14 protein-coding genes and 1 tRNA gene are annotated in these 21,981 nt (G+C 51.8%); 4 read left to right on the top strand and 11 right to left on the bottom strand.

The window, feature by feature from the left end; all coding sequences use genetic code 11:
* Positions 1-41 precede the first annotated feature (41 nt).
* On the bottom strand, positions 42-3,581 hold the full coding sequence (locus tag AC6I7T_RS21505) for a TonB-dependent receptor (RefSeq protein ID WP_497789696.1): 3,540 nt from the start codon (positions 3,579-3,581) through the stop codon (positions 42-44).
* 493 nt (positions 3,582-4,074) lie between these two features.
* Here AC6I7T_RS21505 and AC6I7T_RS21500 point away from each other — a divergent pair, with 493 nt between their 5' ends.
* Positions 4,075-7,275 carry a sensor histidine kinase gene (locus AC6I7T_RS21500; RefSeq protein WP_497789694.1) on the top strand — a complete coding sequence of 1,067 codons (3,201 nt, stop codon included), beginning with the start codon at positions 4,075-4,077 and terminating at the stop codon, positions 7,273-7,275.
* Complete coding sequence (locus AC6I7T_RS21495; RefSeq protein WP_497789693.1) at positions 7,272-7,901, top strand: response regulator; 630 nt, start codon at positions 7,272-7,274, stop codon at positions 7,899-7,901. The genes AC6I7T_RS21500 and AC6I7T_RS21495 overlap by 4 nt, the downstream gene beginning before the upstream one ends.
* Positions 7,902-8,090: 189 nt before the next feature.
* Here the strand turns inward: AC6I7T_RS21495 and folD are convergent, their stop codons facing one another.
* The 9 genes from folD to AC6I7T_RS21450 all read right to left on the bottom strand — a co-directional run bounded on the left by folD (position 8,091) and on the right by AC6I7T_RS21450 (position 17,755).
* Positions 8,091-8,936 (bottom strand): bifunctional methylenetetrahydrofolate dehydrogenase/methenyltetrahydrofolate cyclohydrolase FolD, encoded by an 846-nt coding sequence (folD, locus tag AC6I7T_RS21490; protein WP_497789691.1) that lies wholly within the window; start codon positions 8,934-8,936, stop codon positions 8,091-8,093.
* Positions 8,937-8,950: 14 nt separating this feature from the next.
* The gene (locus tag AC6I7T_RS21485; protein WP_497789690.1) at positions 8,951-9,388 is read right to left on the bottom strand and encodes a DUF6526 family protein; all 438 of its coding nucleotides are present in this window, start codon (positions 9,386-9,388) and stop codon (positions 8,951-8,953) included.
* Positions 9,389-9,429: 41 nt separating this feature from the next.
* The gene (locus tag AC6I7T_RS21480) at positions 9,430-9,978 is read right to left on the bottom strand and encodes a DUF4337 domain-containing protein (protein WP_497789689.1); all 549 of its coding nucleotides are present in this window, start codon (positions 9,976-9,978) and stop codon (positions 9,430-9,432) included.
* 234 nt (positions 9,979-10,212) lie between these two features.
* Positions 10,213-11,664 carry a glutamate synthase subunit beta gene (locus AC6I7T_RS21475; RefSeq protein ID WP_497789687.1) on the bottom strand — a complete coding sequence of 484 codons (1,452 nt, stop codon included), beginning with the start codon at positions 11,662-11,664 and terminating at the stop codon, positions 10,213-10,215.
* Complete coding sequence (gltB, locus tag AC6I7T_RS21470; protein WP_497789685.1) at positions 11,657-16,249, bottom strand: glutamate synthase large subunit; 4,593 nt, start codon at positions 16,247-16,249, stop codon at positions 11,657-11,659. Before gltB ends, AC6I7T_RS21475 begins: the two co-directional genes overlap by 8 nt.
* Positions 16,250-16,560: 311 nt before the next feature.
* A tRNA-Glu gene (locus AC6I7T_RS21465) sits at positions 16,561-16,637 on the bottom strand.
* 128 nt (positions 16,638-16,765) lie between these two features.
* Complete coding sequence (locus AC6I7T_RS21460; protein WP_497789684.1) at positions 16,766-17,041, bottom strand: DUF507 family protein; 276 nt, start codon at positions 17,039-17,041, stop codon at positions 16,766-16,768.
* Complete coding sequence (locus tag AC6I7T_RS21455) at positions 17,038-17,316, bottom strand: DUF507 family protein (protein ID WP_497789683.1); 279 nt, start codon at positions 17,314-17,316, stop codon at positions 17,038-17,040. Before AC6I7T_RS21455 ends, AC6I7T_RS21460 begins: the two co-directional genes overlap by 4 nt.
* Before the next feature lie 64 nt (positions 17,317-17,380).
* Complete coding sequence (locus AC6I7T_RS21450) at positions 17,381-17,755, bottom strand: (2Fe-2S) ferredoxin domain-containing protein (protein ID WP_497789682.1); 375 nt, start codon at positions 17,753-17,755, stop codon at positions 17,381-17,383.
* Between the two features lie 133 nt (positions 17,756-17,888).
* On the opposite strand from AC6I7T_RS21450, the gene AC6I7T_RS21445 reads away from it, so the two are divergent.
* Complete coding sequence (locus AC6I7T_RS21445; protein ID WP_497789680.1) at positions 17,889-18,359, top strand: hypothetical protein; 471 nt, start codon at positions 17,889-17,891, stop codon at positions 18,357-18,359.
* Positions 18,359-20,140: a single-stranded-DNA-specific exonuclease RecJ gene (gene recJ / locus AC6I7T_RS21440; RefSeq protein ID WP_497789679.1), complete on the top strand. Its 1,782-nt coding sequence runs from the start codon at positions 18,359-18,361 to the stop codon at positions 20,138-20,140. The genes AC6I7T_RS21445 and recJ overlap by 1 nt, the downstream gene beginning before the upstream one ends.
* 28 nt (positions 20,141-20,168) lie before the next feature.
* On the opposite strand, the gene AC6I7T_RS21435 is transcribed toward recJ, so the two are convergent.
* Positions 20,169-21,980 carry a glycoside hydrolase family 16 protein gene (locus AC6I7T_RS21435; protein ID WP_497789678.1) on the bottom strand — a complete coding sequence of 604 codons (1,812 nt, stop codon included), beginning with the start codon at positions 21,978-21,980 and terminating at the stop codon, positions 20,169-20,171.
* Position 21,981 lies beyond the last annotated feature (1 nt).

Raw genomic sequence — 21,981 nt, 5'->3', positions numbered from 1 at the left:
CCCGTGTGGGGTGCGCAAATCCTGTTAGTGACTCGGGTGGTCTACCAGAACAGCTTCACAGCAACCTGCACCTGACGCGGCAAGTTACTTTGATCCGATGGTCCCTTCTTAATTTGGCCGAAAGTCGAATCATTTGTGGTTGTGTCATAGCTTACCTGCCACAGCGGATGATTGAGAACGTTGAAGGCCTCCAGGCGTAGCTGAAGTTTCATCGACTCAAAGATGGCAAAGTTCTTCGAAAGATTCGCGTCGAACTGCTGATAGCTTGGAATACGAATTCCCGAATACACAACGTTTCGTGAAGCTCCATATGCCGGCACAACGATAAAGTTAGGTTGAGTACAACCGTAAGCAATGGAGTAATCCATTAAGCTCAGCACTCCGGTCTTGCGATTGCGTTGTGCCACGCAGGGCTCTACGCCCCTGATATACCCATTGCTTTTCACCGTGGTGCGCGGCATCCAAGCGTTGTGGACATACTCAAGAGATGAAGGCACGCTCCAGGGTGTTCCAGTCTCGTAGATATACATAGGAGCAAGTTCCCAACCTCCAATTGCAGCATCTACCAATCGATTTGTTTTGCCCAACAATCTGCGGCCACGACCAATAGGCAAGGTGTAGACGCCGGAGAAGGTAACGCGATGAGTTCTGTCGTTGGAATCAATACTACGAGATGGAATGCCATAGATCTGGTCAGTCCAGCCTCCAGCGTTCATGTTTTTCGACCAGGTCCAAGTTCCATGCAAAACCAGAGAGTTGCTCCACTTATGCATAGCTGTAACCTGCAAAGAGTTATACCAAGACTTCTTTTCGTTCAGCTGGTATACCGTGATATCGCCGAAGTGAGGATAGGGCCGGGTAAAGGTTCCGCTTGAAATCGTATCTGCATCGTAATAACTGGTTCCTTGAAATGCTGAAACGTTCTTAAATGGGTTGGTGAGGTAGTTATTATCACAGATATCCGGATCCCCTCCTAACTCCACATTGCATTTGGTCTGCCAGGCTCTGCTAATAGGATTGATATTCTTGCTACTGTCGAGCTTACGAGTTCGACTACCGACATAGCTGATCTCAATTGTGTCGTGATCGAAGATCTGTTGCTGAATACCAAATGAGAAGCTCCAGAATTGAGGAGTCTTGTATTTGGGATTGATGTAATTGAGGCTCTGACCTAATCCTGTCAAGGCGCCAGCTGACGAACCTGCTGCTTGAATCACAGAGGGGAAAGGATTGGAGAAGTTTTGCGTAGGAGTCTTCCAGCCGTCAAGACTTGCTTCATAGCTGGTTGAAGCGCTCCACCCCAGTTGATTGGCTCCCGGGGTTGGATTAAGAAACATCTCACCAATGCCGCCGCGAAGGACCGTCTTGTCCGTCAATGCATAAGCGAATCCCACGCGGGGTTGAATGTTCCACTTATCCATTTTGTACAGAGTCTGAGGATTTCCATTGACTCCGAGAAAGGTCATGCCCCCCATGAGATTGCCTGAAAAATAGGGCGAACTTACTTGAGAATTGACAGGGTTCACAATTGATGGATCGAAAACATAATCTGCCTTATTCTGGCGCTCCCGGCTCGGACCGTTTAGATCGTAGCGAATACCGAGGTTCAGGGTCAGCTTCCGGCTCACCTTCCAATCATCTTGAACAAAGGGTGCATAGTAATGACGGTTCCAATATGCCGTAGGCTTGATATTGAAACTTCCATTGGTGGCAGTGCCCAGCAGCAGGGATGCAATGGAGTTACCGCTGTCATTCGTCCAGTCTGCGGGCGTGTAATTTTTCTGTGTCCAGGTACGGTCCGTCCAGGTATCCATACCCCCACCCTGATTGGACATAACGCCATTCTGTAGCAGTCTCCAATCCATGCCGGCATGGATCGTATGCTTTCCCTTAATCCAAGTCACACTGGGAATCATGCTCAACGAATTGCCAATAGCACGATAGGTTCCCCAATTGCCAAGCGTTGTAAACTCGCTCAGCTCCGTTTCCGGAAAGGTATTCGCGTAGGCACCAAATTGTGCGATTTGAGAACTGGAGTATCCGAGTTTGCTGACGGGGAAACCCGAAGGTCCGCTAAGCCGGGGCGCATACCTCACCGCTACGGTTGTCCGGAAATTGAATAGCAGGTTCGGAGTGAAAGTATGGATCCACTCTGCGCCAAAGGTATGAACCCGGTTGCCTCCCGGAAGCTGGCCATTATTCGCTGGACCATCGATACCGTTCGCACTTCTGGTTTCGTAGCGTTCCCAGTAGCCGTAACGCAAGCTGACTCTGTCGGCACTACCGATGTTTTCGTCAATCTTGCCTAACACATTCCTGTACAGATTTTTTGTAGGTACGGGTACCTGGTAGTTGTTCTCGAATGGATTCGATCCTGATGGGGGAGTAACGTTTGGCTTCGGATAGTACGACAAAATCGTCTTGGCTACCTGGTTGATTCGAGATGTAGGGATGATATTCCCCGGAAACGCGTCGCGAATATAAGTTCCAGCCGAATCCTGGTGAAGAGTCAGAGGGTCATAGAGAATCACCGGTGCATAGGTATTTCCTGTCCAATACCTCAGATTGCTAAAGTCTCCGGTGAGCCACGTAGGATCGGCGACGGACTCCACAAGCGTATTCGGTGTCTTTTCATTCCAGTTCTCGTATTGCATGACGAAGAAGGTGCGATCTCTTCCGTCATAGAGTTTGGGAATAAAGACAGGTCCATCTAGTTCCGCACCCCATTGATCGAGCTTGTGTTGTGCCCTGGTGTTTCCGTAATAATTATTTGACCAGGTATTTCCATCCAACCAGCCGCGACGCATGAACTCATACGCATCCCCATGTACGCGGTTAGTGCCCGACTTCAATCGAACATCCTCTGCACCACCTGCCGCACGGCCATATTGAGCATCATATGGATTTGTAACAATTTTGAACTCTTGTACGGAATCGACCGGAGGAACGTAGGCTATCTTTCCATTTCCACCTTCAACTGGAGACTCGTTGCTAACTCCGTCCAGCAGCAACTGATTCGTCCCACCTTGACCACCATTGATGGTTAGATTCGCCTGGGTATCATCGAAAGGCCTTGTCCACTTTAGGTTTCCAGTCCAAATGGCACCGGCATTCAGAACAGAGAGCATCCCCGGATCTCGCCCGTTCAGAGGAAGCTCAGTAACGCGCTCGTTTTCTACAACCTCACCACGGTCTGCCTTGCTCGCATCCAGCAACGCCTCTGCCTTTACAGTAATTGTTTCGGTTACGTTTCCAACTTCCAGAGTAAAGTCGATCTTCGCAGTCTGGCCTACCTGCAATGTGATATCCGTTTTGCTTTCGGATTTAAATCCTGGAGCCTCGGCTGTGACGCTATACAGACCTGGCTTCAGATAAGGAACAGTGTAGTCACCCGAATGCGTGGTCGTCGTAGCGATATCCACGTTGGTTAACAGATTGCGGACAATCACCTTTGTCTTCGCAAGAGCCGCACCTGTATTGTCTGAGACTCTTCCGGTAAATTCCTGACCGAATAGATGTGACGTGAATAACACCACGAAACACCCACAGATTAAGAGAAAACGCCAAAACTTATTTTTCATCGCTGGCCTCGCGTGTAGCCTTCCATGAGTTGCAAAATCAAAGTCTTTTTCCTTGCGACCTATGAAGCTTTCTCTCGAGAAACCGCTAGAAAATCTGTTTGGAACATTTTCGTAATACTGTGTTTCCGCCAAGGATGGCGAGGTCTACATTTTTATGAAAATGCCTTAGCGGCCTGCCGCGAGAACATTATCAATCGCGGAAAGCAACTATAGAGGCCGGCACTCAGGACTCGCATGTCTAGAAAGACGGCTTTTTTTATAGGCTTTTTGGGCCATGGGTGGCATCGTTCTTTTGGGCTATAGGAGAGTAGTCCTTGTGATATAAAACAGGTGTTCTCCCCCGAGACCATTCATTTTGAGCAGGAGTATCGTTATCGGGGCACCCGGTGTCGGTCCAATTCAAGAGCATAATGCCCTTAGTTTGTCTATACTTCGGCGTACGATCTCCGTGGTAGAACTGCGGCGAACAATCTGTCTTCCAGACAGAGGCCCGATGAAATTACAAGGGATACCGGAAGCACCCGATTACGCATCGACCGAGAACCTTTTCATGTCGTTTTTGCTACAAGTTTCGAAGCGCCCGAATAAGATGAGGACAACTGGAATCTTTCGGCTGCTCAGCGTGCTTCTGCGCCGCTCGGGTCGCTTCATCCTACTTTTCTGCCTGGTGATCGCGATACTCGCTACCGACATTAATCTTCATGGGTTGGATCCACACAAAAGGATTACCCAATATGCTATTAACACCTGGACAACGGATCAGGGGCTACCTCTTGATTGGATAACGGCCCTGCTTCAGACACGCGACGGTTATTTGTGGATAGGGACAAATAGCGGACTCAGCCGATTTGATGGACGACATTTTGACGTTTTCAAAGAGTCGGAAACAGGATCGATTCCTAACGATCGAGTCACCAGTCTTGCGGAAGACAGCAGCGGTGTCTTGTGGATTGCAACTCCTGGTGGGCTAACTCGCTATTATGGAAATCGGTTTCACACTTTTACTGTCCACGACGGGCTTCCCGAAAATTCGATATCCAGAATCAGTGCCGACCCCGAAGGAGGGATTTGGATTATCACCGCCTACGGGAAGTTGCTTCATTTCGACAGCCATCAATTCCAGCATTTTGAGCTTCCAATTTCCGGACATTTTGGTGAGACCACTTCTCTCGTAGAAGACGGCAATCACACTCTCTGGATCGCAACTTTTCACGGTCTCTACGCCTTTCGAAAGAATACTGCCGTTCGGCGTTACTCTACGACAGATGGTTTACCGGCGGAAACCATCTACGCTGTATGCCTGGACAGGGATGGAACGCTTTGGACCGCGGGTTCAAATGGACTGAGCCACTGGAATGGACGGCGCTTTGTCCCCAAGCCAATTCGAAATCTGACGATTGCTACCTTTCTACAAATCGACCGTGACGGCAATCTGTGGACTGGTGCAACAGGTTCTGGACTTTTTCGTATAAATGGAAGTGACGTCAGCAGACTTACATCTGCGCAGGGATTGACAAGTGATGAACTGTACACAGTTATGGAAGGTCGTAACGGAGATCTTTGGATAGGAGCAGTTAGCGGTCTGAATCAGCTGAGAAATGGTATCTTCACCTCGTTTGGCAAAACAGAAGGTATACCTGCAACATCCTGGAGCATGAATGCATTTGGAGATACAGACCACTCTATCTGGTTTGGAATCGACCAGAAGATAATCAAAATTGCAGACAACAACATCAAGGTACTCTCGCCTGGATCAAACCGTACGCTCATTACTACGATTTATCAAAGTGCAGTCCCCGCAAAGGAAGGACTCCCATCAATGTCCAGAGATGGGGAGATCTTTATTACGCGGGGGAAAACCTCCTTCAGCCTAGGGCATATCCCTTTATATGGAGTCGAATTCCTCTTCCATGATCGAAGTGGAATTCTCTGGGCGGGAAGCACGGATGAAGGAATCCTTGTCTATCAAAATGGGAAGAAGCTAAGGTCATACACTAACCGGGATGGATTGCCGGACAATCATGTAAAGGTTATTCGCCAAGATCGACACGGTGATTTGTGGATCGGCACGACTACAGGACTCACGCGGCTCCACAACGGAAAACTAAACAAGGTCGTCTCCTGCGAAGTAGTTACTTCTGTTATAGAAGGAAGCGATGGAAGTATCTGGGCGGGATCGGAATCGGGACTTGTTCATTACAAAAACAATCAGGTTCGGATCTTCACTCAACGCGATGGACTCCCAACAAATGATATCGAGGGCTTAACAGAAGATGAGGATGGAAATCTCTGGCTTGGTACACTGCAAGGTGTTATTCGGCTGGATAAGAACTTCCTGTTTGCAAGAGATGCAGAAGAGAAAAGCCATTATTTTCTTCCCGCCTTGTTCGGCAAAAGCGATGGTTTGCGAAGCTCTGAAGTTCGACAAAATTCCATCTTTCGCGCTCGAGATGGCCATATATGGCTCATGACGGCCAAAGAAATTGCCTCAATTTCACCCAGACATTTGTATGTCGACACGCCCCCATCGATCTACATCAGATCAGCAAATCTAGACGATGCTCCAGTTGACCCGACCAGTATTCTAACGGTGCCACCGGGTCATCATCGTATCGAGTTCGGCTATTCGGCACCGGACTTTAACACGCAGGATCGTATCCATTTTCGTTACAAACTGGAAGGTTGGGACCGGAACTGGGTGGAGGATGGTAACAGGCGCCAGATCTCTTATACCGGCATCCCAGCGGGATGGTACCGCTTTCGCGTCATGGTTGCCAATGAATATGGCGTATGGAACCCCAAGGAAGCCACTCTCTCAGTTGAAGTCAAAGCCTTCTTTTATCAAACAACCTGGTTTCTCTCCTCGTGTGCAGTGCTACTTGGTTTCCTATTTTGGATCATCTTGCGCTTTCGCACAGCACAAGTGGCAGCCCAAGTTCACTATCGCATTCAAGGCAGAGTAGAAGAACGAACCCGCATCGCCCGCGATCTCCACGATACGTTGCTGCAGGGTATTCTAGGCGTTTCAATGCAAATCTATACAGCCGTCAAGCATCTACCTTTCGATTCTCCTGCCACTCCAATCCTCAACCGTGTTGTAGATCGGTTGCACACCGTCATCGAAGAAGGGCGCAAGACATTAAGAGATCTTCGCTCCTCCTCGCCAAGTTATGGAACTCTCGACGAATCGCTCTCCCTCATTCTCCGGGGCCTCGAAATCCCCTCGAATACCCACCTCCAGATTGTGACATCGGGTCCATCGCTGCCGATTAACTCCAGAGTACAGGAGGAGACCTTTCAGATCGTTAGGGAGGCAGTTCTAAACACAATTCAACATGCAAAAGCTTCGCAAATACAAATCGAAATTGCCTACTCTAAAAAGAAGATGAACCTCAAGGTCACCGATGATGGATGCGGAATCACCGGACCGGCAGTAAAGATTGACCATTGGGGCATTACAGGAATGATCGAACGGGCAAGACATATCGGAGGACAGCTAAAGGTTCATTCTCGCCCTGGAAAGGGAACTACCATCGAGCTGTGTATTCCCGGGAAGGTAGCATACAGTCAAAATATCATGACCGATACAGACAAATCCTCGTTCCGTACTGATAGACTTCCCTCTCTATTGAAGATGATAAAGTTTTTCCGAAAGCAGCACGAGGCACGCGATAAAAGGGATGCTGATGTATGAGTGAAAATAGCTATATCCGCATATTGAGCGTAGACGATCACCCCTTCCTACGTGAAGGAATAGCAACTGTCATAAACAGCCAGCCAGATATGAGAATCATCGCGCAAGCTTCAAATGGTGAAGAAGGAATCAACAGCTATCGGGAATGTCGACCCGATGTCACTCTCATGGATGTGCGCTTGCCAGGGATGAGTGGAATAGAAGCCTTAACTATCATTCGAAATGAGTTCCCAGAAGCACGCGTCATCATGCTTTCCACTTTTCAGGGCGATATCGAAATCAGGAATTCCCTCGCAAATGGAGCTAGAGCGTACTTGCTTAAGAGTATGGTTCCCGATGAGTTGCTCGACGTAATACGCACGGTTCATGCCGGAAAGAAATATATCCCACCACAAGTGGCCTCTGAACTAGCACAGCACCTGACGGACGAAAATCTCACAACACGCGAAATTGAGATTCTCGAATTGGTTTCCAAAGGAAGCGGCAATAAGGAAATCGCCAACCAGCTTTTCATTTCGGAACAAACTGTTAAGGCACACTTGCGACATATCATGGAAAAGCTTCAGGCGAAAGACCGCACTGAAGCTGTAGCCATTGCAGTGCGCCGTGGGATTATGCAGCTTTAACAACATATTGGAGCTGCTGGAGAGTAATTTCTCACGCAGATGTGAACGGAAGCACAAAAGCTTTGGCAGCCTTCGGTCAAAGAAAAGTACATTTCTCACCCTGGTGAATATATACCTCTGAGAGGAATGTTCTAATACCCGCCGAGCTCACTGCTTAGAAAGATGAATCCTCCCCTAAACAAGATAATATTAGGAACGATGCAGCCTTCTTTCCGCGGCATCCACTGTCTGGGCTATCAAAGTTGCAATGGTCATCGGTCCCACGCCACCGGGAACGGGAGTATACGCAGAGCATTTATCAATCACAGCTGAAAGCTCAATGTCTCCCACCTTATTCGGATGTGCTCCAGCGTCAACAACAACGGCTCCATCCCTGATCCATGCGCCCTTGATAAATTCAGGTTTTCCCACAGCGCCAATAACAATATGGGCACGCTTGACAACTTCAGGAAGATTCTCTGTCCTTGAATGACAAATCGTAACTGTAGCATTTGCATTTAGCAGCATCTGAGCCATGGGCTTCCCCAGGATCGGGCTGCGGCCTACGATGACAGCCTCTTTCCCTTGAAGCGGAATCTGATAATGCTGCAGAAGTCGCATGATGCCGGCTGGAGTAGCCGAACCATAGGCGAATTCTCCCATTGCCATACGGCCAAAGCCGAGGCTGGTCACCCCATCTACATCCTTTTCCAGAGCAATCCTATCAAAGCACTCCCGTTCCTTGATTTGGTGCGGAGTTGGATGCTGTAGCAGGATTCCGTAGACTTGCGGATTGGCATTCAGATCGTCAATTACAGAGAGGAGTTCCTCCGTCGTAGTGTTATCCGGAAGGGTAATGCTCATAGACTCCATCCCAACACGACGGCAGGCATTGCCCTTCATACGAACATAGGTTGCCGATGCTGGATCGGAACCTACCAGAATCGTTGCCAGAATCGGCGGTTCCCCGGACTTCTTCAGCAAAGAGTCCACTCTCAATTTCAACTCACCCTCAAGCTTCTGCGCGAGAGCCTTCCCATTCAAGACTAAGCTCAATGACGATTCCTTTCTTATACCCGCCAATAATCGGGCCGCCAGTTCTGAATTAGTTCCTTGATCTGCTTAGGCGTCGATTTCTCTTTTAGTACTGTCTCCACGAGTAACGGAAGCTCCGCATCGGGAGCAAAGCGAAGCGCTACTAGCTGAACTTCGGTCAGTTCCGAAATCCGCAAACGCAGAGGCTCAGGAAGGATGGTTGCCAAGCGTAGGCGCTCCTCAAGTCGAATCACGCGATCCTGCACCTTCAGAGAATAAACCCTCGACTTAACAGCCATGAGCAACAATCCTATGCCAAGAACAGCCTGCCATCCACCCAGCAAGCTATGGCGCCAAATGGCATAAACAATCCAAACGATGAGGTTAGTGAAGAGAATACCCAGTATTGCATAGTGAAAGGAGGGATCGATACGGACATGGTTCTTAAAGCTTTGCTCTGTGGGCGTACTCATGATACCTGTCTTCTTTCCTTAGGATTCACTTCTAGAGACAATTAACCACGTAACAGAATTCCAAGCACCGCCATTACTACACCAGCGATACCAAAGGCTCCTCCGAAGAAAGCATAGGCCTTTCTTCGCGTCAATAAGGTAATGGAGGTAACTACCAGACCGATTTCTAAGAGAGCTTCGCCAAGATCGAATCGATTGGCTCGCCGCTCCTGAAGTTTAACTTCGGCTTCGAATTCTCTTGCGGTCTTCTGCTCCTCATCGAGATCGTCGTTCCACTTATCGATGTGCTGCTGATAACCGGCAATCAACTTTTGTGCCGCCGCGCTATCCCCACTGGGAACAACTTTTAGTACATCGACAGCGATGGAAGTATCGCTCTGACGAATCTTCTTCGCCTGATATAGATTCCATTGGTCGCTGGCACGGGATTGTTCCAGAACTGCTTCTGTGTGGGAACGATGACCTAGAACCGTGGTAATTGCCACCAGAACGGCCAAGATACTCATGGCGAAGGCAACAGGCCGCATGGACTTGTCCGCTCCGGCATGCTCGTTATGCTCTTGCAGCTCGTGAGCTTCGTGTGCATCCATTTAAATGATCTCCAGGGAAAATTCCTACTGACAGAGGTGATTGTATGACGAAGCAGGTAAGATACGCCGCATACGACCTGTGAAGATTTTCAGGGAAAGGGGTCTGAAACCTGGAAAGCCAAACAAAACAAGATCCCGGGTCCGTTGATCGGCACCCGGGATTCTTTAGTTGGACACTATCGCCCAACAGGTTCTTAATTATCCGGTTTATCGCAAGCCCGAGCTTAGCTGCGTTTACTTCTCAGCCAAAGCAGCCAGACGGGCAGGGCGATGTTCTTCGGAAACAGTCAGATAGCGATTGATACAGTCCGCTGCCCGGCGTCCTTCGGAAATTGCCCAAACTACCAGCGATTGACCACGACGCATATCGCCAGCGGCGAAAACACCCTCAGCTGAGGTCATGCAGTTCTCGTCTGTAGCAACATTGCCGCGAGCATCGAGCACCAGGCTAAGTTGTTCGATCATGCCATTCCGAACCGGGCCTGTGAAACCCATGGCCAGAAGAACCAGATCGACATCCTTAATAAACTCGCCGCCGGGAATCGTCTCGAACTTTGGCGGAGGACCGACATGAACACCGTGGATCTGACGGACATGTCCGTTCTCGTCACCGGTGAACTTCGTCGTAGCCACACCCCAATTGCGAATGCCGCCTTCTTCGTGCGAGCTTTCCACACGAAGCTGCATCGGCCACATGGGCCAAGGCGTCTGCGGAGCGCGTTGAGCTGGAGGCTCAGGCATAATCTCGAACTGCTCAACCGAGATTGCACCCTGGCGATGACTGGTACCGAGGCAATCGGCACCGGTATCGCCGCCACCCAGAATGATGACCCTCTTTCCTGCTGCGGAAATCTCAGAATCGCGGGCGACCGTATCACCTTCATTACGACGGTTCTGCTGGCGCAGGAAGTCCATCGCAAAATGGATACCACGTAGCTCACGTCCGGGAACCGTCAGATCGCGAGGCTGCTCTGAGCCGCCTGCAAGTAGAACGGCATGGAACTCTTTGCGCAATTTTTCGATTGGAATATTGAAGCCGATATGGGCGCCGGTAATAAACTTAACGCCCTCGGCCTGCATCAGTTCCAACCGACGATCGAGGACCTGTTTTTCCAGCTTGAAATTGGGAATGCCGTAGCGGAGCAATCCGCCAATACGATCATTCTTCTCAAAGACTGTTACAGAATGTCCTGCCCTGCAAAGTTGCTGGGCAGCGGCCAGCCCGGATGGGCCTGAACCGACAACCGCAACGCGTTTGCCACTCGAAAACTCCGGAGGTTCGGGCTGAATCCATCCCTCGGCAAAGGCACGCTCGATGATGTTCTTCTCAGTCAGTTTGATCGAGACTGGGTCCCGGTTAATCCCTAGAGTACAGGCAGCCTCACAGGGAGCAGGACAGATTCTTCCCGTAAACTCCGGGAAGTTGTTTGTCGCGTGCAGGCGGCGAACAGCCTCCTGCCAGCGACCGCGATATACCATGTCATTCCAGTCGGGAATGATGTTGTTTACCGGACAACCGGTGTGACAGAAAGGGATACCGCAATCCATACATCGTGCGGCCTGTTCCTTCTGCTTCTCTTCAGGAAACGGCTGATAGATCTCCTTCCAGTCCTTGATCCGTTCTTCTGGACGCCGACGGCCTGGCTGCTCACGGTTAATTTCCTTGAACCCTGTAACCTTACCCATGCTGCACCTGCTCAATCGGCACCCAAGACCGGACGGCGGCTGCCGGGATATATGCGTCTGCTGTGCGTTCTACACCCAGAACACGCTTGTACTCATGCGGGAAGACCTTGATAAAGCGTGGCACGATCTCTTCCCAATTCTCTAACAGCCACGCTGCCCGCGGACTTCCAGTCAAATCCCGATGCCGAACCAGCAAGGAGTGAACCTTATGGATGTCCTCGTCCTTTACCAGCGGCTCCAGATCGACAGAAGACAGGTTGCAACGCTTCTGCGTAAAGTCGCCGCGATCATCGAATATATAAGCAACACCGCCGCTCATGCCTGCAGCAAAGTTCCGGCCACAGGAGCCGAGAACAATGACCAAGCCATTGGTCATGTACTCGCAACCATGGTCGCCAACACCTTCCACCACAGCCGTTGCACCGGAGTTACGGACTGCAAAACGCTCGCCCGCTATTCCGTTGAAGAAAGCCTCACCGCTGGTGGCACCATAGAGAACTACGTTTCCGACTAGGATGCTCTCTTCCGGCTGGAAGGTTGAATTCCGCGGAGGATACACGATAACGCGCCCACCGGAGAGCCCCTTACCGACATAGTCGTTGGCTTCACCTTCCAGCGAAAGGGTTACTCCCTTTGGAAGGAATGCGCCAAAGCTCTGTCCTGCAGAACCCTTGAAGTTGAGGCGAATTGTATTGTCAGGCAGCCCAACCGAGCCATACTGCCTCGCAATGGCACCACCAAGCATCGCACCAACGGTACGGTGCACGTTACGAATCTGGAAGTTGGCCTCTACCGGTTTCTGATGTTCCAGAGCTGGCTTTGCAGCCTCGATCAACTCGCGATCCAGAGCCTGATCCAGGCCGTGGTCTTGAGCCTGCACACAGCGGCGGGCAACACGGCTAGGCAATTCCGGATTGTAGAGAATCGACGATAGATCGATGCCCTTTGCCTTCCAGTGATCCGTTGCCAGACGAGTATCGAGCATATCCACGCGCCCAACCATTTCGTCGAACTTGCGGAAGCCCATCTGCGCCATGTACTGACGTACCTGCTCGGCAATGAAGAAGAAGAAGTTGATGACATGCTCGGGCTGTCCGGCAAAGCGCTTGCGCAATTCCGGATCTTGCGTGGCGATACCAACCGAACAGGTGTTCAGGTGGCACTTCCTCAACATGATGCAACCCATGGTGATGAGCGGCATGGTAGCAAAACCAAATTCTTCTGCGCCTAACAACGCCGCGATAGTTACGTCACGCCCGGTCTGCAACTTGCCATCAGTCTGTACGCGAATACGACTGCGAAGATCGTTGAGCAGCAGGACCTGCTGTGTCTCTGCCAGTCCCAACTCCCAAGGCAAACCTGCATGCTTGATGGAGCTGAGCGGCGAAGCACCGGTGCCACCGGAATCTCCGCTGATTAAAACCACATCGGCATGTGCTTTTGCTACACCGGCAGCTACAGTTCCAACACCGACCTCGGAAACAAGCTTCACGGAAATGCGAGCCCGAGGATTTACATTCTTGAGATCGAAGATCAGTTGTGCAAGATCTTCAATCGAGTAGATGTCGTGATGCGGTGGAGGCGAAATCAAACCTACGCCGGGAATCGAATGCCGCGTCTTCGCGATAACCTCATCCACCTTATGTCCGGGCAGCTGTCCACCCTCACCCGGCTTGGCACCCTGCGCCATCTTGATCTGAAGCTCATCGGCATTGATCAGATAGTTTGTCGTAACGCCAAAGCGCCCTGAAGCAATTTGTTTGATCGCGCTACGGCGAGAATCTCCGTTCTCATCGGGAGTAAAGCGGGCTTCGTCCTCACCACCTTCACCGGTATTCGACTTACCACCGATCCGGTTCATGGCGATGGCCAAGGTTTCGTGCGCTTCCTTGCTGATAGAGCCGTAGGACATAGCTCCGGTCGTAAAGCGCTTGACGATCTCTTTGGCGGGCTCGACATCTTCAATAGGTACAGGATGCGACGAAGGCTTAATCTGCAGCAGACCGCGCAATGTAGCCATATTGCGGTTCTGGTTATCGATCAGGTCCGTGTACTCCTGGAAGGTCTTAGCATTGTTCTGCCGGACAGAGTGTTGCAGCTTACTGATCGTATCCGGATTGACCAGGTGATACTCGCCATCCTTGCGGTATTGATAGGCACCACCGACGGCCAAATCCGTTTCCGAATCGGTCAGCGGACGGAAGGCATATTCGTGCTTCAATTGTGCTTCGCGAGCAAGAACCTCAATACCGACGCCCTCGATACGAGAGGCCGTTCCAGCAAAGTAGCTGTCAATCAGTTGTTGATTCAGGCCAACGGCCTCGAATACCTGGGCTCCACGGTAGCTCTGCAAAGTGGAGATACCCATCTTCGAGAAGGTCTTCAGCAGGCCCTTATTAATGGCCTTGACGAAGTTATATGTGGCCTTCTCCGCCGTGATGCCCTCAGGCAGATACCCGCGGCGGGCCAGATCCTCGATGGTTTCAATCGCCAGGCAAGGATTAACGGCGCTGGCACCATAACCGATCAACAACGCAAAGTGCATTACTTCGCGGGGTTCACCGGACTCGATAATCAGAGCAACCGAAGTACGGGTCTCTTCACGAACCAACAGATTATGAACCGCGGCCAAGGCCAAGAGGCTGGGGATTGGAGCATACTGCGAATCAACTCCCCGATCGGAAAGAATCAGCAGTGTGTAGCCGGAGCGGACAGCCAGCGATGCACGTTGACAGAGTTCGTCAAGTGCGCGACGAAGTCCAGCTTCCCCTTCCTGTGCACGGAACAATGCAGGCAACGTAGTCGCCAGTAGATCGCCAGAGGAGATGCGACGCAGCTTCTCAAGATCGCGATTGGTAAGAATCGGATGCGGAAGCTTGATCGTGTGGCAATTGATCGGAGCCTCGTCGAGGATGTTGCGCTCGGAACCGATATAGCTGGTCAGCGACATCACCATCTCTTCGCGGATAGGATCAATCGGCGGATTCGTAACCTGAGCAAATAGCTGCCGGAAGTAGTTGAACAATTGCTGCGGCTTGTCAGACAAACAAGCAAGCGGCGTGTCCGTTCCCATGGAACCGATCGGCTCCATAGCATTGGCTGCCATCGGCTGCAGGATCAACTTCAAATCTTCTTCGGAATAACCAAAGGCACGCTGACGACGCAAGAGTGTATCAGGATGTGCTACATGAACACGCGGCGGCTCAGGCAACTCGTCGATGCTGATCTGATTCTCCTTCAACCAGTCGCGATAAGGCTGGCGGGAGGAGAGCTCCTTCTTGATCTCCTTGTCGGAGATAATGCGCTGAGCGACCGTATCCACCAGGAACATCTTGCCCGGCTGCAAGCGGCCCTTTTTCTTGATGTTCTCAGGTGGAACATCGAGAACGCCGGCTTCAGAGGCCAGAACCACGATATCGTCCTTGGTCAGGATGTAGCGGCCGGGACGCAGTCCATTGCGATCCAGCGTGGCGCCAACCACCCGTCCATCCGTAAAGGCAATTGCTGCGGGACCATCCCACGGCTCCATCAAGGAAGCGTGATACTCGTAAAAGGCCTTCTTCTCATCGGACATGTGCGGATTGCCGCCCCAGGCTTCAGGGATAAGCATCGCCATCACGTGAGGCAGGGAGCGTCCGGATTGATAAAGCAGCTCAACCGCGTTGTCCAGTGAAGCGGAGTCGCTGCCGCCCGGAGTGACCACAGGGAAGAGCTTTTTAATATCGTCGCCGAACTGTGGCGACTGCAGCAGAGACTGGCGAGCCCACATCCAGCTCACGTTACCGCGCAGGGTGTTGATCTCGCCATTGTGCGCAATGTAACGGTAGGGATGAGCCAGCGGCCAGCTGGGAAACGTATTCGTAGAAAAGCGCTGGTGAACAACGCACAGAGCGCTGACAACTTCCGGATCAGCCAATTCGGTATAGAAATTGGCGATCTGCGGAGCAAGCATCAGGCCCTTGTAGATGATGGTGCGGGAAGAGAGGCTAGGAACGTAGAACAGAGCACGATCCTCGATGTCCTCGTTATTGGCAATCTCGTTCTCGGTACGGCGGCGAACAATGTAAAGCTTGCGCTCAAAGGCGTCTTCGCTCAGACCAGCCGGACAGGCAAGGAATAGCTGTTCAATATACGGCTGGGAGGCACGGGCCACACGGCCGACGGCATCTCCATCGACTGGGGTGTCACGCCAGCCGAGAACTTCCAGACCTTCTTCACGGGTGATACGCTCGAAAATACCCTCGCAGAGCAAGCGCTCGTGTTTCTCTACGGGCAGGAAGACCATACCGACGGCATACTTGCCGGGCTCGGGAAGTTGAAAGCCCAGGTTCGCAGTTTCTTTCTGAAAGAAACGGTGTGGAATCTGGATCAGAATGCCAGCCCCATCGCCCGTCTCTGGGTCACAGCCACTGGCGCCGCGATGAGTGAGGTTAATCAAAACCTCCAGGCCTTTGAGGATGATCTCATGGCTCTTTTCACCACGAACACTGGCTACCAGACCCATTCCGCAAGCATCATGTTCATTTCGGGGATGATAGAGCCCCGCCGCGGGAGGGAAATGGGAAAAGGGGTGCGGATTAGGCATGTCTTCCTTTCATTTCTCAGAGTGTATGCACGTTAGACACATGCGCTGAGCCGATAGCACCGGCTGATTACTGTTTCGAACGAACCATGTCAGGAGTCAGTCCACGCCAGTCAGCGCAGAAGCAGAGAGTCTAAAATATAGAGGACAATGCCGCCCTGATGCGAGAACTTTTTCGCGCAGATCTTGTCCTAAATTTCGATTCCGGACTCAGCTGGCTACCGCGTGCTTACAACCCAGGCAAAGAATGTGGTTTTAAGTGTAGATGAATGGGTTGTGAAATGAAAGTAGAGTATATTCGGTCTCCCGAATATTGGTAGCGTCAACGGGGATCGAACCCGTACTCTTCGCCTTGAGAGGGCGACGTGTTAACCAATTACACCATGACGCCACAGAAGTGACTTACCCAAGATAACAAATGCCTGGGCTTACAGCAAGGAAGCACAAGAAATCATGATCCAGGATTGAATGAGCATTCATCCCGGCAGCAGCATCAGATCCTAAAATCTCTGAATCCGCTTAAATTCCGAGTTTCTTTACTTCCTCGTTGTAATACTTGCGATAAAGAATCTCCCACTCCTGAGAACCCTCAAGAATGATTCGCCGTTGGGACGAGATCTTCTGCCTTGCAGCCGCATCGATCTTCGTTTCCTCAAGCAACAGGTGCTCCAGTGCTTTCCGGGCTTCCTGACGGATCGTATTCCGGTCCTCGAGAAAGTCGACCTCGTTGATTTCGGCCAGTGTATCGGCCACGGTATGGGCAAGTTTATTCAGCTTGTCGCGCGAGATTCTCATAGCACCGCCTTATACTTGCGGGCCAGTTCGTTCTTCACCTTCTTGAACATCTCCGCATATTGCGCACCGGTGCGTCGCATTTCATCCTGATAGGCCTCCAGGATGACGCGAACTTCCTCATTGATGCGATCTTCGAGGCTAAGCTCTTCAATCAGAGCGTTGGCGACCCGTTCCTCGACAAGGTGCAACTTGTCGGTCCGGATCATCTTGGCGGCGACGAGGTGCTTAACAGTGTGCTTCGCCAGATATCCTACGTACTCACGAGAGAAAATCATGGAATTATCAATCGAAAGAATAGCATAGCGCTCTCAACCGCTTTTGGGACGGCAAAAGCAGGATCTACTTCTTTGTAACCAAGATGGATGCAGGCCGATGGGGGCAGGAGGCCGTCTGGATGCACTCCTGGGGGAGCCTAAGCCTCTCTACCGGATGTCCCCCGACAAGATGCTCCTGCACAATAGTTTCGACATCTTCCGGACGGACGAACCCATACCAGACCTGCTCCGGATACACCACCACCGTCGGCCCATGCTCGCACTGCCCTAGGCAGCCGGACTTATTGATGCGAACCCGATGCTTCAGACCGGCGGCATCGGTTTTTTCCTTAAATAGTCGATGCAGTTCACTTTTTCCGTCCATCGTACAAGAAGGGCGAGCACTGCCAGGTTCGCGGTGGTTGGTACAGACAAAAACGTGGCGTTCCAAGTTGGGCAAGGGAGAACTCCTTCTCTTTTGATCCTAAAGGATGATCCTGATGACTGTTTTGATCCTGAAGTACAGGTGAACGCATTCCTTCTTCCCAACTCCGTTCCATGGCATTACCATCTGCGACAATAAGATAGAAATCATGCGCGCAGAAAACTTGCTATCGCTGAAAGACGACATGGTGGCGTTCATTGAAGGTCACGGAATGCGCCGCCTGCCCGGCTATGTAACCGAAGACATCCCCAGTGTCCTGTGGGAAGATGAAGACAACCCGGACAGCTGGAAAGATTTCGTCGAAATGGCCAAAACAGCCGGAGCTCCGTTCCTGACGATGAGCACAATCACCCTCGATCGAGACGAAATCGAGATTCTGCAAGAGCGGGTGCGCGACCAGAACTTCCCGGACGAAGACGCAACCGAGATTGCGGACGCCCAGTGGCTAGAACAATTCGCCGGAAAGACCGGCTATATCCAGCTGGGTTTTATTCACCAGGGCGTGGCCTTTCTGCACGAAAGCTCGACTGAATGGTATGAACGCTATCAGGAGCTCCTGGAAGAGGTTGAGGGTTTCGGCGACATTTTGATTGACGATTCAGGCGACGACGAAGAGTAATGGCCTCAACGGAAGTTGCTCTACCTCGAAATCAGAAGCCTCTTAAGCAACGCTGGCTACTCGCGGAAACCGATCCAGTGCTGGCGGCAGAGTTGGCACGTTCTGCCCAACTGCCCCAGCTGATAGCCGAGTTGCTGGTTGCACGTGGTATTACAAACGAAAAGGATGCCCATTCCTTTCTCCACCCGGACATCGCCAACCTCACCGATCCCTATGCCATGTTCGGCATGCAGGCTGCCGTCAAACGATTGCAGACAGCCATCAGCGAACAGGAACCGATCCTGATCTATGGGGACTACGACGTTGACGGTACCACGGCAATTGTCCTCCTGAAGACAGCCCTTGAGATGCTCGGAGGGATAGTCCGCTTCCATGTTCCCCATCGATTGAAGGAAGGCTATGGAATCCAGGGAAGCGTTCTGGAGATTGCTGCACAGGAGAAGATCCGGCTGGTAGTCAGCGTAGATACAGGCATGCGAGCCTTCGCCGAAGCGGAAATTGCAAAAGAGTTAGGGCTCGACCTGATTATTACCGACCATCATCTTCCCGATGGCGACGAAACGATACCGGACGCCATCGCCGTCCTGAATCCCAATCAGCCAGGTTGCGGATACCCCTGCAAGCATCTCTGTGGCGCAGGTGTCGCCTTCAAGCTGGCTCAGGCACTGCTCGAAGCTCAAGACCGGGAACGCACCCGTAACAAAATTCTGCCGTCCTTCCTAAAGATGCTGGCAATTGCTACTGTAGCCGACGCTGTGCCACTTCTTGGCGAAAACCGCATCATTGCAGCCGTTGGGCTGCAAGAACTGCGCCGACCTATGGCGGCTGGGCTCAGGGCTCTGATGCAGGTAGCCAATCTGGATCCGGCACAACGCAAGCTCACCGCTGTGGATGTGGCATTCCGCCTTGCACCGCGAATCAATGCTGCAGGACGCATGGATGTCGCCTCAGAGGTTGTTGAGCTCTTTACAACGCGGGACCACGGCCGCGCACAGGAACTCGCGGCAAAACTCGACAGACTAAATACGGAACGCCGGGAGACGGAGCTGGCAGCTCTGGACGAAATCGAAATACTCCTGGCTCAAGACGAGAATCTGCAACGAGCTCACTGCCTGGTTATCGATGGCCAAGGATGGCATCGGGGAGTCATCGGTATTTTGGCCTCTCGTGTGGTGGACCGCACGGCAAGACCGGCACTGGTCATCACCTACGAGGGTGATGTTGCACATGGCTCAGGTCGCTCTATTCCAGGCTTTCACCTCTTGGAGGCACTGGAGAGCTGCGCCGATCTTTTCTCACGTTTTGGCGGTCACTCTCATGCCGTCGGTTTCTCTCTTCCCTCGGACCGGGTTCCCGAACTGCGGAGGCGAATGAATGAATACGCCGAGGCCAAGAGCGGAGGAGAAGAACCTGCCGTCGTTCTGGAATGCCATGCGGAGCTGCCCCTGGACCGCATTACCCCCACAGTCTATGGCTGGCTACGCAAACTGGAGCCGGTTGGCATCGGTAATCCCGATCCAATTCTGATTGCGCGAAAGGTTCGCGTTGCTGCACCTCCCCGAATCATCAAAGAGCGGCACATACGTCTACAGGTTTCGCAAGGTCCTCGTGGCACCAGTTTTCCTGCTCTAGGATGGCACTGGGCAGACCGGGTGCAAGCGATGGGCATTGGGGAAGAGAGCATCATCGATATCGCTTACCGCCTGCGGGAAAATGAGCATCCGGAATTCGGTGGGCTGGAATTAGAAATTGCAGGATTGAAGATTTCCGAGATCGATTGATAACCGAGCCTCAAGGCGCGATCAAAGCTCAGTCGCCTTTCTTTACTTCGAAGGGCATTGTCAGTTGAGAGCGATCACCGCTGATCGTCGTAGCGGTGATGGTTACTTTATAGCGGCCTGGGGGAGCCTCTATTCTTCCCTTCTCGGTAAAAGAATTCGTTGAAAGCGTCAGGGTGTCCTGCTGCGAAAGAGTATTGGAAAAATCCAGCACTGAGGTCGCCAGTGAGCAAGGCACAGCGGAAGAATCGGTAGTACAGCTCAGCCGCACCCGTCCGGCATAGCTCGTAGCATTCAGAGAGACAATACTTGGAGCAGAAGAGCCAGCCCTCACACGTCCGGGTTGCCACTCAATCTTGGGTGCCGGAACCGTTGGAATCTTGTAAGCCCGTACATAATCGACCAGTACATCCGCCGGATTGGGCGTTGTAGCATCCGGCTCACCGGCCCAGTCGCCTCCGACACTGAAATTCATCATCAAGTAGAACGGATGATCGAATACCCAGGCACCGCCCTCGGGAACATCACTGGCTTCATGGACAAAATAAACATTGGCTGGATCATCTACATAAAACTGCATCAATCCTGGAGACCAGATGATGCCGTAAGTATGAAAGCTTCCGTCGTCCACCCTGGCACCGTTTGGCAGCTTGAAGTCGTGCCATAGACCGTTCGAACCGAAGTAGCGCGGGCCATGCAACGTGGACCGGATCATCGTAGGTCCCAAGCCGTTAGCTCCCGGTGTGAGTGACACATTCTCCATGATGTCCACGGAGCCGGAAACAGGCCAACCGACGGTATCCATATTCGAGCCCGCCATCACAAACGATGGCCACAGTCCCTTGCCTACAGGCAACTTCATACGGGCTTCAATACGCCCATACTGAAAGCTTTTAAGACCTTTGGTCGTGAGCCGGATAACTGTCCAAATTCCGTTATTGTTCTTCTGTGCACGAAGTATCAGATGTCCCATGCCATCCTCAAAAGCATTTGGACGGTGGGGATCGCATTCCTTGGAAACTCCGGGCTGAGGGGAGCAGTAAACGTTCTGATGCCCAGCTCCGATCTCCCATTGAGGCTCTAGCTCGTAGGTCCACTTTGCCGAATCAGGCAGTTGCTGCGCGTTCCCATCAAACTCATCGTTCCATACCGGTTCTCCCCAATGCAGGTCCTTTGCAACTGGATCGGGAAATCTGTTCGCATGCCGCCCGAAGAGAAAACCAGCAAGAAAGACGACGACTACCACGACGAGAGCGGCAGTAATCTTCCAGGTGTTACGCAATCTGGTTACGAAAGATGGGATAGACCGTGAAGTCTCCTCTTTAGCAACATCCCCAGGCAACGATGTCTCAAGGTCCTCGGACTCGACCTTTTCAGATGCATTCTCAGTTAGATCTGAAGGAGGGGTCTGAATCGCAGCCTCTACACGTTGTACAAACTCAGGGACGTAACGTCCGACAGGAAGCACGATTTGAAGCTGCCGGTTTTGTCCATCTGACGAATAAAGCGTTTGCAGCTTTTTCCGAAGAGTGCGAGCTGTAACGCGCACAATGGGATCGATATGGGAATCAAAGTTTGAAGATTTGCGGCCAAGAGCTTCGGTAGCAATTGTGTGCTCCCGAATATCCCGAATTTCGCCCTCAAAATACTTGCTACAAATGAAGGAGAGAAAGCGGACTAGATTTGCGGCACGGCTAATCTCCGGCTGGGCAAGGACCCACTCCAGTTCCGCACGCTCCAAAGCAAACGGCTGAGGATGAGATGTCTCACTGGATTCACTGGCAGAAACAGAAGCCGAAGCCTTGGACTGGTTCAGTTCTCCACTTGATGGGTCGAGATGCATT

The organism is Humiphilus diazotrophicus, from assembly GCF_059726315.1.
The sequence above is the reverse complement of the archived record's forward strand: the minus strand, read 5'-3'. Positions and strand labels throughout refer to the sequence as shown.

Bases quoted from the DNA above. Each gene is read 5' to 3' on its own strand.
- AC6I7T_RS21435 (WP_497789678.1), bottom strand. From the start codon at position 21,980: ATGCATCTCGACCCATCAAGTGGAGAACTGAACCAGTCCAAGGCTTCG.
- AC6I7T_RS21475 (WP_497789687.1), bottom strand. From the start codon at position 11,664: ATGGGTAAGGTTACAGGGTTCAAGGAAATTAACCGTGAGCAGCCAGGC.
- AC6I7T_RS21445 (WP_497789680.1), top strand. From the start codon at position 17,889: ATGCGCGCAGAAAACTTGCTATCGCTGAAAGACGACATGGTGGCGTTC.
- AC6I7T_RS21505 (WP_497789696.1), bottom strand. From the start codon at position 3,581: ATGAAAAATAAGTTTTGGCGTTTTCTCTTAATCTGTGGGTGTTTCGTG.
- recJ (WP_497789679.1), top strand. From the start codon at position 18,359: ATGGCCTCAACGGAAGTTGCTCTACCTCGAAATCAGAAGCCTCTTAAG.
- AC6I7T_RS21495 (WP_497789693.1), top strand. From the start codon at position 7,272: ATGAGTGAAAATAGCTATATCCGCATATTGAGCGTAGACGATCACCCC.
- gltB (WP_497789685.1), bottom strand. From the start codon at position 16,249: ATGCCTAATCCGCACCCCTTTTCCCATTTCCCTCCCGCGGCGGGGCTC.
- AC6I7T_RS21455 (WP_497789683.1), bottom strand. From the start codon at position 17,316: ATGATTTTCTCTCGTGAGTACGTAGGATATCTGGCGAAGCACACTGTT.
- AC6I7T_RS21500 (WP_497789694.1), top strand. From the start codon at position 4,075: ATGAAATTACAAGGGATACCGGAAGCACCCGATTACGCATCGACCGAG.
- AC6I7T_RS21485 (WP_497789690.1), bottom strand. From the start codon at position 9,388: ATGAGTACGCCCACAGAGCAAAGCTTTAAGAACCATGTCCGTATCGAT.
- AC6I7T_RS21480 (WP_497789689.1), bottom strand. From the start codon at position 9,978: ATGGATGCACACGAAGCTCACGAGCTGCAAGAGCATAACGAGCATGCC.
- AC6I7T_RS21460 (WP_497789684.1), bottom strand. From the start codon at position 17,041: ATGAGAATCTCGCGCGACAAGCTGAATAAACTTGCCCATACCGTGGCC.